Source organism: Acetivibrio straminisolvens JCM 21531, from assembly GCF_000521465.1.
Classification (GTDB): domain Bacteria; phylum Bacillota; class Clostridia; order Acetivibrionales; family Acetivibrionaceae; genus Hungateiclostridium; species Hungateiclostridium straminisolvens.
Map to the genome: position 1 here is coordinate 36732 of NZ_BAVR01000022.1, position 15545 is coordinate 52276.

Sequence of the window (15545 nt, forward strand, 5' to 3'; positions counted from 1 at the left end):
AGGTGTTTTTATGGAACATTTAATCAGTCTTCACGATTTAACACTGGAGGATTTTGAATCAATTTTCAAACTTGCAGAAAAACTCAAAAGGCAGCAAAAGGAAGGTATATCGCACCACCTGCTCAAGGGAAAAACCCTTGGTATGATTTTTACAAAGTCATCCACAAGGACTCGTGTATCCTTTGAAGTAGGAATGTACCAGCTTGGCGGTTATCCTTTATTCTTAAGTTCAAATGACATACAGTTGGGACGCGGCGAAACCATTTATGATACCGCTCAGGTTCTTTCAAGATATATTGACGGAATAATGATTCGAACCTTTGCCCACAGTGACGTAGAGGATCTCGCCCGATACGGCAATGTGCCTGTTATAAACGGTCTCACTGACCTAATGCATCCATGCCAGATTCTCGCGGATCTCTTCACTGTTTATGAGCACAAGGGAACTTTAAAAGGACTTAAGCTTGCATATATTGGAGATGGAAACAACATTGCAAACTCACTGCTTCACGGTTGCGCCAAGGTAGGCATGGACATTGCAGTTGCTTCACCAAAGGGTTATGAATGTGACAGCCAGATAGTGGAGGAAGCCAAAGAAGACGCTAAAGCCTCCGGTTCAAATATTTTGCTGACTGAAGATCCGGAAGAGGCAATTAAAGATGCCGATGTTGTTTACACCGACACCTGGGTAAGTATGGGACAGGAAGCTGAAAAGGAAGAAAGAATCAAGATATTTATGCCTTATCAGGTAAACAGCAACCTATTCTCAAAGGCTCGTGAGGATGCAATATTCCTGCATTGCTTACCTGCCTACAGGGGCTATGAGGTAACCGAGGATGTAATCGACGGCTCCCAATCCGTTATTTTTGACGAGGCTGAAAACAGGTTGCACGTCCAGAAGGCAATAATGGCATTGCTTATGGGGAATAGGTAGTCGGTGGTTAATATGAATTATTCATTTGTAATTAGAAAAGCTGCTTTGGAAGATGCCGAAGCAATTCAAAGCATCACTAAGGAAGCGTTTGAAAAGTATATGCAGGACACAGGGCTTACCGGTACCATGGAAGCCCTGGAAGAGTCATTGGAAGATATAAAGAGGGACATTGAAACTAAAGAAGTATTTATTGCATTTATTGATAATATTCCGGTGGGAACAATCCGGGTTCAAATCCTGCCGGATAATACCGCTTACATAAGCAGATTCGGTGTACGCCTTCAGTATCACAACGTTGGTATCGGCAAGGCCATGATGAATCTTGTTGACAAACTGCTCACAGCAAAGAGGATTAAGAGGGTGAGTCTGCATACTGCATCAAAGTATGCGGAGCTTATGCGGTTCTATTACGGCAGAGGCTTTTATGTGGATTCAACTTCTAAAGAGCGTGGTTATATACGTGCTCTGTTGGTGAAGGATTATGAGTGAGTTTGTTTTGTGGGGGTAGTTTTTGTAAACATCAAATAAACTCGTTCCATTGCAAATAAAGTCGTTCCGCTGCAAATAAAGTTGTTCCGTTGGAACAGGGTTAAGGGAATAGGTTTAAGGGATAAGGATGTTATCCAATAAAATAAATCAATCCTTTGTAATCCACTTATCATGCAGGTTACAAAGGATTTTATCTTTCTATCCTTATCCCTTTTCCCTTACCCCTTTCCCCTGTAAAAGGAACAACTTTATTTACTTTTTTCTCTTCCAATTTTCCCATTTAATTCTATCTAATCATCTATTTTATGGAACATCTTTATTTGCATCCATTTTATCCCATCCATCAACCATGCGGGTTTGCGGAGTTGGGGATGGAATGAGTTTATTTTATATTCACATAGATAGGACTAAGGATTTAAGGGGTAAGGTTCAAGTTTTGGTATGAAAATAGCCTAAGTCGTTCCAAAATGAAAATATTGTTGTTCCGAAAAGAAAATAAAGTCATTCCCTAACTTCATGGCTTTGTAAGCCCTGAAATATAAGGGTTACATGGCCGTATATGTTATCAGGAATTCAGGGTTATAGACTACAAAAATATGCATAAGTACCCTTTTATATGATTTATGTTAACGGCATGGAATGATTTATCATATATTGCTTAATTGTTACACTATTTCTCGTTGTTTTATTCTTTTGAAATAAACTAATCGTAAGTCGTTCCAAAATGAAAATAAAGTTATTCTAAGAAAAATAAATTTGCTTCGAAAAGAAAATTATATCATTTTTAAAACATAAATAAAGTCTTTCGTGGACCTGACGTTTTCAATTTTTAAATGTACCAAAAATATAATACCTAAATCGCATTTTATCGATAATGCAAACTGACATTATTCATAAAGGTTTTTTGGGTCTATCCTTACAAAAAAACAATCAGGGTCGCTACATTTTCTTTCTGTCCATTCGTTACAATAAGCACAAAAATATGAATCATATTTTTCATACAAAATCAAGAAATTATTACACTTTGGGCATTTTTCATCTGCTATAGAACCTTCTATTCGAATATCATTAATTATTACTTCATTTTTATCTATATCTTCGATAATTTTCACTCTCGCACCCTCACAATTCTCATTTTATAACATTGTAAATTCGTAATTATATTCATATTTTACACAATATATTTTGTAAAATAAACTACTTTTTTACTTATCCCTACCTCTCACCTAACTCTTCTAACGCCTTTTTAATCTCCTCTATAACTAGTTTCCTATATTTATTACCAACACCTGTCATGACAGTAATATTAGAAACAGTTAATGCTTTGCCTTCTTCATTAAGTTTATCAATCGCCCATTGTATACGCCTTTTGTGCAAATCCATAGGGTTCTCTATAACAGAATTGATGAATGATTTAGTCAACGGTAATTTATCCAATTGAAGGTCAAAACTTTTAAGTCCTGACTTAGTTTTAATCAACCGCAGGCTAATTCGTTGAGGTTTTTCATCACTTTCTAAAATCTCCTGAACAGTTTGCTTAACATGCTGTAAGATTTCCTTGTCCCTAGTTTCCCAATCAACATTACTGTAAGCCTGAACGTATTTCTTTGCAGGGGTGTTTTTCTCCCACCACTCCTTGTCATTCCTGCATAACCAGGTACAGGTATATTTACCCAGCTCCGTAATTCAAGTCTGCCCTTGTCTGGATTTTCCCTGACTATCTGAAGCCACTTTTCCCTGTGATACTGTCTTTTTACTTCAAACTCCGCAGAAGCAACACTATTACGTTCTACTAACTTTTTGCTTTTTTCCTGTCCTTTTTCAGAAATATACTTTCTTACAGTACTAATATCTGCATTAAGTCTTACTGCAATTTCCTGAATACTTACTCCACTTTCATGCAATTCATGAGCCTTAGCCTTCCATACATGTCCATACTCTACAACCCTGACAAATCTGCGCCGCCCCTTACCCCTTTCTCCTTGTTCTCTTGTAACTGTTTCCATATATTCATATCCGCAGGGACATCTGAAAAAACCATTAGTGTTCTTATTTCTACGCCTATACTTTATTTCTACGTCTTTTATTACAGGTTCAAGAAAGTGGTCAGCAGCAGGATTAAGACATACCCAAGGTCCTTCTCCGAAAGGTCTGTAATTTAACTCTTTTATAAAAAGTTCTTCTACTCCTATTCCTAAAAATCTTGCCAGCATCAGGTGCCGAATTGGATACACCGACTTTGCATCACTATGTGTAATTTCTTTCAGCCATCTTCTGTTCCTTGTCTTCTATATTAGAACAAACAGCATTTAGGAACTCCAATCCGTAGAAATCTATGAAGTCCTTTATTACTTCTTCCCAATACACTTTACCATTAATATTGGCATACCCTAATTCCTTAAACCTTTCTAAATACTGTTTAGCAAACCATTTAAACTGCTTATTGGGATACTGGTTTTCAAGCAATACTTTTGCATCTTGGGCAATGAGTACAAACTTCTCTATCGTTTCAGGTTTGAAATAAAGTAATTCATTATTAATGCAGTTATCAGCGTCAGCAGGTACATAGGCTTGTGGATTATGACCCCGCACTAAAACAGTACTATTATGAAGAATCGCTTTATGTATAGGACACACCATTACAAAGGGTATCTGATGCAACCTGTGCCAATATCCTTCACCATACAATTTCTGCTCTTCTTCGAAGCATTTGGGACAAAATCTTAAATATTGGTTTAGTGGAATCCTACTGCCGATAATACCTGCTTTACCATAAATTTTGCTTCCACCTTCAGACAGCATTAATTGTTTTACTTCTTCTGCCCGTTCTTTTGGAAGAAATGCAGTAAAGAATGGGTACAGAGTATGATTATAAATCAAATCATCAGCAGTATAAGGACAATTCACAGGTAGGTTAGATACCAGCGAATTCAAATTAAAAGGCATTTCCATTACAGCCCTGGAACTACACTTTCCAAATATGCTCTCCATGATAGTTTGATAACTTGTAATCCCACAGCGAACACTATAGCGTGCCAATACACTATAAAGGATTTCATCAGGATATGGGGTTGGAAAAAAATGCATCATTTAAATTACACCGCCTTGAACAAAGTATCATTCTTCTCTCCTTTGATGTATCCCTTGTCCTTTAATGCATCATATGCCGATTTACCCTGATTTCTACCTTCCTCCACAATATAGCGCAAGTCATTTTCTGATTTCGGAGTAGTCTTCACTTTTTTAGACTTCTTTTCCGTTGTGTTTCCTGAAAGAACCTGAATCGCTTTTATAACAAGTTGTCCTTCATCTATATTATGGTCTTCTGCTTCAAGCACTGCTTCAATGGCTTTTCTGGCTTTTGAAACTTCAATACCAAGTTCCGCTAACTTGTAAAGAGCCTGTTCCATTTTTGATGCCTTATTTTCCTTTTCCCTTTTTTCCTTTTGCTCCTTTATTGCCCTTATTCTCATCCGCATTTCTACTGGCAGTTTCTCCTGATTTACTAACTTGCCATAATCAACTTCAGCCGTGCAAATATCAGAATATTTAGCAATCTCCCTCATGTTTTCAGACTTCAAAGCCAAAAGCATCGGCCTTACCAACTGGAAATGTTCTCTTGCCACTTGCCGTATTAGTTTTTCATTGACCTGCTCTTTTCCTGTGGAAATGGCAACGGTTTGTGCCATGACAATGATTTTGCAGATAATATCGATTATTCCCTGGGATTCTTCATACAATAATTCCTGTATACTCTTTGTAAGGACACTTTCCCTCCGTGTCCACTGGTACTGCCAGAGGGAATTAAGCAATATTTCGAAGTTTTCATCATTCTGCAGCCTTTCCCATATCATATCACCCTGGCCTGAACCCCTTCTGGCTTGTCGGAATTCACTTTGCAAAATTGACATAGCCTTGGGATTTCCGATTAAAATTATGGGCACTCCAGCAGTGTTGACAAGAGTTACAAAAAAGTTGAGCATCTTTTCATCTCCAAGCCCTCTTGCACCGCACAAATGCTGGACTTCATCGATAATCAGCAATCCCAACCCTGTATTCCTTACCACCTGGGACATAAGCGTCAGCATATAGTCAACAGACTTCTTTGAGTTAGCAACCTTCCTGTAAAAATCAGTCCCCATTAGTTGGTCCACTTTGTTAAAAAAATCAATGCAAAGCCCTTTTACACTGCCATCGAAGGGGCAATCCAACTTTAGCCACACCAACTGGTAGAAACTGAATCCCTGCCCCTTATACCTGCTGTGTACAATAACCTGCGGATACATGGAAAGAACCCTATTGACCGACACTGACTTTCCCATACCTGATACGCCAATAATAGTAAAGCCACAGGCTGTGCTCCTAAACTGCTGGTTGGCATTAATGTCGCAATTCTGTACAGCCCTATATCCGTCTTTTAAACTTATTACATATTCCTTGCTTATAGGATTCCTCGGTAAGTATCCCTGCCGTATGACTCTTGAAATCCTGCTTTCTAAATCCAAATGCTGGGGTAGAGGCTGGAAACACTGAAAAAGTTTTTGGGTAAGATGTATCCTGTAGTGTGCATCGAGATTCCGTTCTTCTTCACTGTAATACGGATAAACAGCCAACTTCTCGACCACTTCTTCAGGAGCATAAATAGGAGGAAGAGCCTCTATAAAAGGATTTCCTACATATTCTCTTATTACTTGCTCCCTGTATACTGCCTCTTCCCCCTCCACACCATTAGGTATTGCCACTTTTCCCATAATTTCATATCTCTCCTTTGTACTTTCAACCTCTGAAATAAATTTCACTTAAGCCTTTATTCCCTAATCTTCCCAAACGCCTCTCTCTGTTTTCTTCTCAGCAAGTCAAGAGGATTAGATGGTAATTCCTCCTCAATATCATTAAAAGAGATTACCTCTGCACTCTTATCATTAATTTGCTTGTCTAATTCAAAAGCCTCTGTCTCCCGGTTTATCTCCTTTTCAACCTGCCTGTTTTGCCGTATATTTTTCTTCCTTTGTGCATCGCTTTCTGTTGATAGTGAAAGTTCTTTATTTGTCTTGCTTTTTGCCCCTTCAACTATTGTTTCTATTTCTGTTATTAAATCTGCCTTGGCCTGCAATCCCTCATCAAGACTTTTAGCCTTTTGCATCTTTTCCCACTCCATCAGGTATTCAATTTCTTCGATGTACTTACCCTTAAAGGCTGTCTGATATTCCAGCAGGTAGCATTTCTCAAACTCGGTGGCAGATTTCTTAATGTATATGTAATTCATGTTTCTTGGGTCATAACATACAGGCACTTTCCAACTTCCACTGCTGCGTGCTTTTACAAACCACTGCTCTTTCATGCTTGATTTAGAACTGTAGAACAGCCCTTTAAACCTTATCCCTTTTGCCGTAACCACCCCATTATCCGACGGCATCAGGTTAAGTTTCACGACTTCCTCATCTACATGCCGAAGTTTTCCCATTCGGTTAGCAATACCCCAATTCCATATTTCTCTTGGAATAGGCTCCACTTCGTCTGCCACCATCATTTCATCTTTGTTGTAATTGTCAATACGATAATGGTTGTTGTGGAATAACGCACATTTTATAATAATGGCAGTAAATTGCATTAAATCAAGTTTCGCATCAAGCCTGTAATCTCTCCCGCCACGCTGCATAAAATCTGTATTTACTGCCCCAGGAAGTAATGACTTTGTACGCTCATTGGTCAATTTAAAATATCTTTCTACTAACGGCTTCCAGTCTGCTCTGAAAGGCGGGGTGTTCTTCACGGTAATTCCAAGATTCATAATCAAACTCTCTGCATTGTCTGAAAGCATTTCCCCACGGTCTGCCAAAATTGCCTGAGGGAGATGATGTACAGGCCACTCTTCTTCCTGAATATCTATACCATACTGACTACAAAAAGAGACTTTGTTTCCAACAGTGTTTGCAAGAGCCATTGCTGCTCCAATCCATGACGGTCCCTCAAGCCCTACATATAGCCCTACAATTAGTTTGGAAAAGCAGTCCTGGACAATATATAAAACAGGTCTGCCTATAATATGTGTTCTGTTAAAACGAGAAACCAAATATACATCAGCCACGGTGGCATCAATCTGAAATAGCGAACCAGGTCCTATGGCATCCGTGCTTGAACTTCCCAACACAGGACGGTACTCCTGTTCATATTTCTTCGGGCTGTAACGGGTTGAAACCTCCCGTTTGATATTACGTTCTTTCTCAAAAAAGTAACGGAACTGTCCAAAAGTAGGAATCTCAGAAGATGATTTCAGAAGGGGTATTTTCTTCCCATCCACCATTCTATGGCCATCGTTAAAATACTCCTTTAGCATCAGTTCATAAGTCATAGTCAAAGAATGCTTGGCAGAACTATAGTAGAACCTGTTTATTGCAATTCTGAATATGCGCTTTATTTCTTCGTCAACATTAATACCATCGCCGACAATATCTGCATGCTTTCTTGGACGTCCGCGCTTTATGCCTTTGGAATTCCTTTCTTTCCCCCTGCCACCACACCGGTCATAGTCAGGCAGCAGTGCATTTACTATCTTGCCTCTTATCCAATACCGTTTCAAATATTTATAAATTACTTTCTCTGAAAGTCCGTATTTTTGTGCAACTGTTTTTACATGTTTAGCCCTTTCCCTTGGATAATAAATTTCAGGTTCTAAAATAACTATACTTGATATAGCCTCCCACGCTCTGTCCCTTATGGCTTTAGCCTTCTCTGACAGTAATTCCTCATCAACAACTCTTGAAAACGGGTCTTTATCAAGCATTATTGCTTCCTCTGTATCCAAGGCTACTTTGTACTCGCTTATTGTCTTTGCATAAGGAAGTTTATTGGCATTTACATCAATGACATAAGTTAAGTCGCTCATTTCATCTAACCATAGAATCCGTTCAATTACACTCTCCCTTGTGCCTCGTTTCCTATCCACTCAATTAAAGCATTAACCGTTAACACTTATTATTCCCTCCTCCATATCCTTAACAACTTGAATACTGTTTGCGGGAGCATTTAAGTCTATTGGTGTTTCCATATCAATCTTAATCGCTTTTACGGCAACCAGATAACGGAACAAGAACAGGCCTGTCCCTGTATCCAGAGCATAATCATAATCAAAATCAGCAATTACACTCCGTATGGATTTTGTACTGTTAGCAAGCCTGAACTGAAGCGCTGAACCAAGTTCAACTATATCATCCTCATTAAACCTCATGTCAGGCAGCATATGTATTGATGAAAGCGCCCATTCTATGTTTTTGGCTTTATCACGGTTTATGTCTTTCTCAGTCACAATAGCCCAGTCTACGCCTTTTATTTGCCAGTATCTGCGTTCCATTTCCAACTTTTCGAGCGCTGTTTTCCTTTCAAGCATTTTTGAAGATTTAACACTTCTTGCAGCATATGAGGTTTTCCCATTCTTCAACTTAACGGTAATTAGAAATGTTGTGGTAAGGACGTATGGACAGCCAGTTTTTTTGTCAATAAATAAATCCTTGCTGATGTCCTGCTTATCCTGGACAACTTCATCAAAATCCAGCAGCGGATAAAACTCCCGAATATCGATTATTTTGTTCCCTTCGTCAAATTCTAAAAGGTAAAAGTACCAGGTTTCAATATCCGCCATAAAATGATGAACCCTTCCCGTTTTGATTCCCTTGATACGGCTGCACCTCCCCCTTGAGGAGAAATCTGTAACAGTAAGCCAGGGTTTATATTCCTTTCCTTCTCCCTGCCCCCTACCCTCCTGTAACCATTTATTTAATTTATTTTCATCCCAATCCGTTTTCCGCTTAGCCATGCAGATACCTCCCGAGTTAGAAATTAAGTACAAAGGATTATGGAACAAGGGAAATGATATGGTAATGTAATTCATCCACCACTTCCTTAAGTCCCTTATCCCTTGCCTCTAAAACTTTTTTGTAATAAAACTCTTATCCCTTTTCCCTTATTCGTCTATTCCCTGAAAAACAAAAATGCCACTGACTACAGTTGGACACCTTTATTAGGTGACTGTGTCAATGGCACTTAGTCCATTTCCCTTGAACCTATTTCCATTATATCATGGACCGACTTTATTTTAAACGTAAAATCTGACTTGAAATAATATGCAGTAGTCGGATAAAATTCTGTGTAACCAACATAAGGAGGTATTTTATGAGGCATAGTGTTTTTTTGACTATAAAACTGGTAATTCTCATGAGCATGTTTTTGTTACCATTTACCATTATTACAGAAAATATGTTTATCCGCTTTATTGCAGGCTCCCTGCAAGGTATATTCCTTATTATGCTTCTTTCTTTTACCGTAAAGGTTCAATCATACTTTAAAAAAGATAAGAAATATTAAAGCAATAAGAAAAAGGTTTTGGTAGGCTTAAAATCTACTAAAACCTTTTTACTATAGTCCAGTATATTCAAAAGATTAAATGTATCGTGCTGTCCTTTAACATTTCTAAAAATGCTGCATTATCTATCAATTTGTCTTGCTCCTCAATTGAATTATCCTGTTTTTTTCTCGTAAATTTTATTCTCCTCGTCTGCCTGTAACTGTCCACAAAAGCATCAATATTTTCTTCGTTTATATACAAGCCTTGTCCATTCATAAATCAAAAAGTCATTCGATTTGAAAGTTATGGAAGTATTGCTCCTGTCTTTAAATCGCTCATCTCTATAAAGCATTTCTTTAGCCTTAGAAACAAATTCATAGGTATCCCTGTCACTGCTGAAGATAGTTATAATATCAATGCTTCCACTGTAATAATAGGAAAGGATATAACTTAAAACGGCAATAGATATCTCTCCTGCATTCTTCTTCTGAATTCTTCCGTTTGAAAGTTTTCTTTGGTCTAGTCCCTCTTCATAAAACACGCTAAGCCATTCCTCATAAGGGTCTAAATCCTCTATAGGCCTATTTTTTAAGATGTTTTTCTTGATAAAACTAACAAGCCTGCTCACATTGTAGCAGCAATGCAAAAACAGATAGTATAATTCTGCTTCTTTGTAATCCACCAATGTTAAATAATCAACTTCATCTATAATTTGGACCTTCGAATAATGTTTTAAATCATTTATGTAACTTTTTCTATTATCACTATCACAGACCTCAACCCATACCCATTGGGGGATAAGAATCATATCATACTGGCTAAATATCTTTTCAGGGCTGACGCTCTTGCGTACCCATGTTAAAAATTCAACAGAATTATTATCCAGGATGCAAACTTTGAGAGACCTGCCCGTGGAAAGGTATTTTTTAAGTCATTTATGTCTTCTCCTTTCATTTGGCAAGTCCCTCCACTCCTTTTTTAATTTTATTCTTTAGCGTGAGCAGAAACTGATAATTATCTTTATGATGGGAGACATCTGGGTTTTCTTTCATAACACTTTGTATTTTCTTCTCCAAACCACCTAAACTTACAACATATGAGGGTTTCACTAACTCTGCATCCAATTCCAAATCTATAAATTTCTGCACTAAGTTCTCAGGTTTATTATCAAAATGCTCAAGAATTTTTTCTTTTAAATCCAAATCATTATATTTTGTAACGGCTTCTTCAAACAGTTCTATCAGTACTGCCTTATATGGTGCCTTATATACATCCATGCATTTTATGACTCTGTCGATAAAATCTTCATCATCTAATGAATAGTAGTAATCGTACACATTGCCAAAAATCATTTTTGCAGCAAAATAATCTGCTTTTCTTTCATTTAAATCCATATCAACGGCAATGTTATGGGTCTCATCCCTTAAACTGAGGTCATAGAACAAATGATATATTTCATGCCATGCCACAAAATATTGATAGACACGGGGCTGGGCTGTATTGATAACTGGTATTTTAATATTTCCCTTTGTAATAATAGCCCCGCCCCAATACTCATCATCAATGGGAATCTGGATTAAATGCTTCTCTTTTAATACCGAAAAAGACAGTTTATCCTGTCCCGTTACCCTCGACTTATTAAATCTGACTGTAAAATCATTTGTTAATCCTAATATATCATCTTTAATCAGGTTATTTTTTTCAATAACCTGCTCAAGATTATTACTCGTTATTAATTCCGACATAATCTGCACCTTCTTAATTGTAATACAGTTCGCACATATGAACTATATCCTCTAAAATACCAAACATCTCTTGAGCATTAGGGTTCAGGGCATGATTTTCTGGAGCATTGTCAGACAGCGCAAAAACAGGTTCCTTTTTCGCCTTGTACTTTGGAACATAATTTAGTAGTTGTTCTTCATCCATGTCCTGGCTGTCCAAAATCTTTTGAATATGGGTTTTGAATGTAGCGAGGCTGTCGACTTCTCCTTTGATTAGTTTATCTAAAGTAGGCCGTGAAATATTAGTAAGCCTTGAAAAGGAAGACTTTGTATATCCATTGTCTTTAATGATATTTAATATATTTTTACCGATTAGTTTTCGATTTTCGAATAATAATTCCATACTCATTTTTTACACCTCCTACTATATTATACACCAAAAGCCCTTAAAAAGATACAATTTGTAAAAAATATTTTTACAAGTCCTTGGGTTTATCTTTTGAGTTGTAAAATTTCCTGTCATCATTCGGACTAAGTCTAATAATAAGAAAAAGCATTGGCAGAATTTAATTCCTGCTAATGTCTTTATTCTATAAAATCCGTTTTTTATCTTTAGAGGCTCTCTTACCAAATCATGTTTCAAAGTAGGCTCCGTCTATACAATGACACCTCTTCCATCCCAACCTACTTACTCAAAATATTGCAGCAATTCTTCAACCAATCTATCAACATTCGTACAAGGATTCATATTGGCTTCGGAGGTTACACCTTGCTCTTCATAATATTTTCTCAGTTTCTCGCTTCTTCGGATTGCCTCCTTTATATTACCATTCTTACATAAAATATCAAATATATTATCTAAATTCTTATGATATTTACCGTTATTAATACTTTTTGCTGTAAAATGTTCGTTTAATTTTTCTATATACTGATATCGGCGGATAGCCGAATGCAAATACTCAAAGTGCAAAACAAACCATAGTTCTATTGATTCATTAGACCAAGCAACATCAATATCTGAGTTTTGTGCTTTTCTTATGGCGTTATTAAATTGTTCGTCGGTAAAATCATCTTTATCAAATACAACCCATGTGTGTCCATAAGGTATTTCACTCAGGCTTCTAAGTTTTATTGTATAATCCACCAAATCCTCTGTATTTCTACCAGTTCCCTTTATTTCTAACTCTATCTTATTTTTCACATCAATTTTATCTCTATACTTTGCTTCAATTTTTCTTTTAATACCTTCAAAATAATTTGGTTCTGTCTTTCCTCCTTCACAAACAATCAAGTATCTATACGGGGCTCTTTCTCTAATACTTTCTTTTCGTTTCTTTTTAGCACCTTTTCTCTTTTTAAATAAATCATCTGACCCCATACCTATTCCTCCAAAATATTAAATTCCCTTAGTAATGGTATAGCCCCATATCTACCTGCTAAATAATCTTTATTATAAGTAGCATCATTTCTAACTTTCTTGTCATTCTCTAATTTATATTCAACCAATGAATATAAATTAGAGATTCCTTTTTTATCCTTTTCGCAAAACCATATTTGGTCTCTGCGAAAGGTTTCTTTTGTTAAAGTAGATACATCATGTGTAGTATAAATCAATTGAGCATTATTTTTATTGATATCTGGATTATGAAACATATTAATGATATACCTTAATAAAAGAGGATGGAGTTTAGCATCTAATTCATCTATAAATAAAGTATTACCTTCGTTTAAACAGTTAAACAGAAAATTATAGAGCCCAAACATTTTTTGTGTACCGCCTGATTCTTCTGAAAATGGAATCTCAATGTAGCCACTAGCATCTATAGATGCATGTTTAGAATACACTTTATAAGTTGTCTCATCTTCTTCGCTTGACGTATGTTTTATTTCCTCTATTCTTATTCCGTCTATGCCAATATCAATTGCTTTTAAAAACCTCTCAAAACTTTTAAGATATTTTTCATCCTTTATTTTTATTGGCAATACCCTTGTTATTAATGCTTCAATCGCTGCATTACCAAGGTCCATGACTTGAGTATTCAAAAACCAATTATATATGTTCTTTGCTTCCTTAATTTTCGCATTGGAAATTAAGGATAAGAACAATGTTGATTCCCCAACTAAATCAGTAAATACTTTAGCATCTTTTAAATTTTCACCACAGTTGACTTTGCCATAACTTCTCTCAAATAATGTATTATATTTATCTTTGCCTCTAAAGTCCCGTTTATATAACCATTCTTCATATACTCTTTTATTATCTACTACAAATCCATATTGATATTCTTTATTTTCATAAGTAAAAAACACTTCAAATTCTGATTTACCATTTCTGCTGGATTTATCAAATGCAAATCTCTTTAATGGAATATCCGCACCTTCACTTTCCCTTTTAAATGAGTTCAAGACAAAAAATCTCATAAAATTAAATGCATCTATCACCCCGATTTCCCACTGGCATTTGCACCATAAATTGCTGCAACTTTAACATATCCTTCACCTTTTGAGTTAATGATAGTATTATAAGGATGCTCTTTTATTGAAGTTGTAGTCATATCCAAACTAACTTCATCTTTATATGATTTAAAATTACTAAAATTAAATTGAATGAGCATTTTTCTCACCTCTTGTATATATTATACTACTAATCAACTCTATTATAAACAATTTTTGAACTTTTTTCTCATATTAATTATTGTCTAATCAGCAATATTTATTCACACACTTCGAAAAAATCGAAAAACTCATAATAATAAAAATCTTAGTTTTTAAAATCTGTTTCCTTCAGAGTTGATGATTTTTTCCAAGTTTGATATGCATCAATATTATCCTCTCTATCTTCTACCACTGCAGTTTTATAATACCTGCTGAAATATTCGTGCTCAATAAGTCGTCTTTATCAGTATTTATTCAAAGATAAATTTGTGACACACGCTGTTTCCAACCAACTTTACGCGCTATTTCATCCATGTTTTCTACAGTAGTAAATGATTTCACTTTTTCCAGGATAGTATCGAGCGTTTCCTGCGTTGGTTCTTTTGTTATACTAACTTTATAAATTACAGCAGGATTATGCTCAATACTGCAACTAGTTGCCATCATTAATACGGACAGAATCAGCAGAATACATAATACAGGCTTTTTCATCATTATATACAAAAATTATATTATTTCATTTACTCTGTACATCGAATAAATAGTAATGACCATCTGTCGAGACGTTACTACGCTCCCCAGTTTGCTTCATACCAAAAGTATTCATCCAATACCCTTCAATAGGCAATTCTCCTGCATATGGAATAATCTTATTATCTTCAATAATAAATGTCTCTCCATCCTTTATTGCAAAATTAGTCCATTCTCCAGAAAATATAAAACCATAATAAGAAAATTCACCTTGAGGAGTTAAGTCTTTTATGTTAATCTGGTCTAACTTCTCAAATAATCTTTCGATACTTATTAATCTATCATATTGCAGCCACTGGTCTACCTTCGTTGCCCTTACAGTTAGTTTTTTCTGTCCTTCATGAAAATAGACTGTTGCATGACGAAATTGTCCTTCCTCTCTCCATGTTACTTCATATCTCAATCTTTTAAGTTTCCCATCCTTTTCATAATCAATTTTTAAACCCTCTGCTCTTGTAGTCTTCATAGAATACTCATCTAATTCAAGTGTTTCTGCAACTTTCTTCCAATGGTTTTGAAAATTCAACTCATAGATGTTAGTAGTTATAGGCTCTACGTAACGAGTACGTTTATAATATGATTCAGTAATGGCAGGAATCACCAGTGCAACTACAAAAGCAAGTAAACCAAGACCTGCTGCGTATCTTTTGCCTCGTTGTTTTTTTTCAGGGCTGCGTAGAAACAATAAGAAAATGATAAATCCAAGAGGTATATGTATTCTATTAAAAGTAAATCTGAAAGTACCAATTAAGTAATAACCTATAATTTTTAAGGCATGATAAGGTTCCTCATCGTCCATCATTTTAACAATAATAAGAATAACACCCACTATAAAAAGAAATGTAGTTATCCAATTAAGCATCCCATTCAC

14 protein-coding genes and 1 pseudogene are annotated in these 15545 nt (G+C 36.0%); 2 read left to right on the forward strand and 13 right to left on the reverse strand.

All coding sequences use genetic code 11. The annotated features are described in order from the left end of the window. Positions 1-10 precede the first annotated feature (10 nt). Entirely contained in the window at positions 11-934 is a 924-nt protein-coding gene (gene argF, locus JCM21531_RS07615) for an ornithine carbamoyltransferase (protein ID WP_038288803.1), read from the forward strand. Between the two features lie 12 nt (positions 935-946). Beyond that, on the forward strand, positions 947-1423 hold the full coding sequence (locus tag JCM21531_RS07620) for a GNAT family N-acetyltransferase (RefSeq protein WP_038288804.1): 477 nt from the start codon (positions 947-949) through the stop codon (positions 1421-1423). A gap of 887 nt (positions 1424-2310) precedes the next feature. On the opposite strand, the gene JCM21531_RS07625 is transcribed toward JCM21531_RS07620, so the two are convergent. The 13 genes and pseudogenes from JCM21531_RS07625 to JCM21531_RS07685 form a co-directional block, all read right to left on the reverse strand. Further along, positions 2311-2535, reverse strand: coding sequence for a hypothetical protein (locus JCM21531_RS07625; protein WP_023062590.1), 225 nt, complete (start codon positions 2533-2535; stop codon positions 2311-2313). A 103-nt stretch (positions 2536-2638) separates the two neighbouring features. Continuing rightward, positions 2639-4513, reverse strand: a pseudogene (locus JCM21531_RS24405) (TnsD family transposase). A gap of 5 nt (positions 4514-4518) precedes the next feature. Then, on the reverse strand, positions 4519-6222 hold the full coding sequence (locus JCM21531_RS07635) for an ATP-binding protein (protein ID WP_243467395.1): 1704 nt from the start codon (positions 6220-6222) through the stop codon (positions 4519-4521). Positions 6223-6230: 8 nt separating this feature from the next. Further along, on the reverse strand, positions 6231-8369 hold the full coding sequence (locus tag JCM21531_RS07640) for a TnsB C-terminal domain-containing protein (RefSeq protein WP_243467396.1): 2139 nt from the start codon (positions 8367-8369) through the stop codon (positions 6231-6233). Positions 8370-8381: 12 nt separating this feature from the next. Further along, positions 8382-9236, reverse strand: coding sequence for a heteromeric transposase endonuclease subunit TnsA (locus tag JCM21531_RS07645; RefSeq protein WP_038288806.1), 855 nt, complete (start codon positions 9234-9236; stop codon positions 8382-8384). A gap of 763 nt (positions 9237-9999) precedes the next feature. Then, the gene (locus JCM21531_RS07655; protein WP_243467397.1) at positions 10000-10572 is read right to left on the reverse strand and encodes a hypothetical protein; all 573 of its coding nucleotides are present in this window, start codon (positions 10570-10572) and stop codon (positions 10000-10002) included. Positions 10573-10714: 142 nt separating this feature from the next. Further along, positions 10715-11509, reverse strand: a complete 795-nt coding sequence (locus JCM21531_RS07660) for an ImmA/IrrE family metallo-endopeptidase (protein ID WP_038288809.1) — start codon at positions 11507-11509, stop codon at positions 10715-10717. 13 nt (positions 11510-11522) lie between these two features. Further along, positions 11523-11897 carry a helix-turn-helix domain-containing protein gene (locus tag JCM21531_RS07665; RefSeq protein WP_038288812.1) on the reverse strand — a complete coding sequence of 125 codons (375 nt, stop codon included), beginning with the start codon at positions 11895-11897 and terminating at the stop codon, positions 11523-11525. Positions 11898-12176: 279 nt separating this feature from the next. Further along, positions 12177-12866 (reverse strand): RloB family protein, encoded by a 690-nt coding sequence (locus tag JCM21531_RS07670; RefSeq protein WP_038288813.1) that lies wholly within the window; start codon positions 12864-12866, stop codon positions 12177-12179. Between the two features lie 2 nt (positions 12867-12868). Next, positions 12869-13930, reverse strand: coding sequence for an AAA family ATPase (locus JCM21531_RS07675; RefSeq protein ID WP_243467398.1), 1062 nt, complete (start codon positions 13928-13930; stop codon positions 12869-12871). Continuing rightward, the gene (locus JCM21531_RS21315; RefSeq protein WP_243467399.1) at positions 13927-14103 is read right to left on the reverse strand and encodes a hypothetical protein; all 177 of its coding nucleotides are present in this window, start codon (positions 14101-14103) and stop codon (positions 13927-13929) included. Before JCM21531_RS21315 ends, JCM21531_RS07675 begins: the two co-directional genes overlap by 4 nt. Positions 14104-14398: 295 nt before the next feature. After that, positions 14399-14638 (reverse strand): hypothetical protein, encoded by a 240-nt coding sequence (locus JCM21531_RS07680; RefSeq protein WP_038288815.1) that lies wholly within the window; start codon positions 14636-14638, stop codon positions 14399-14401. Positions 14639-14660: 22 nt separating this feature from the next. Next, positions 14661-15545: hypothetical protein (locus tag JCM21531_RS07685; protein ID WP_243467400.1), on the reverse strand; the 885-nt coding region annotated here is incomplete at its 5' end.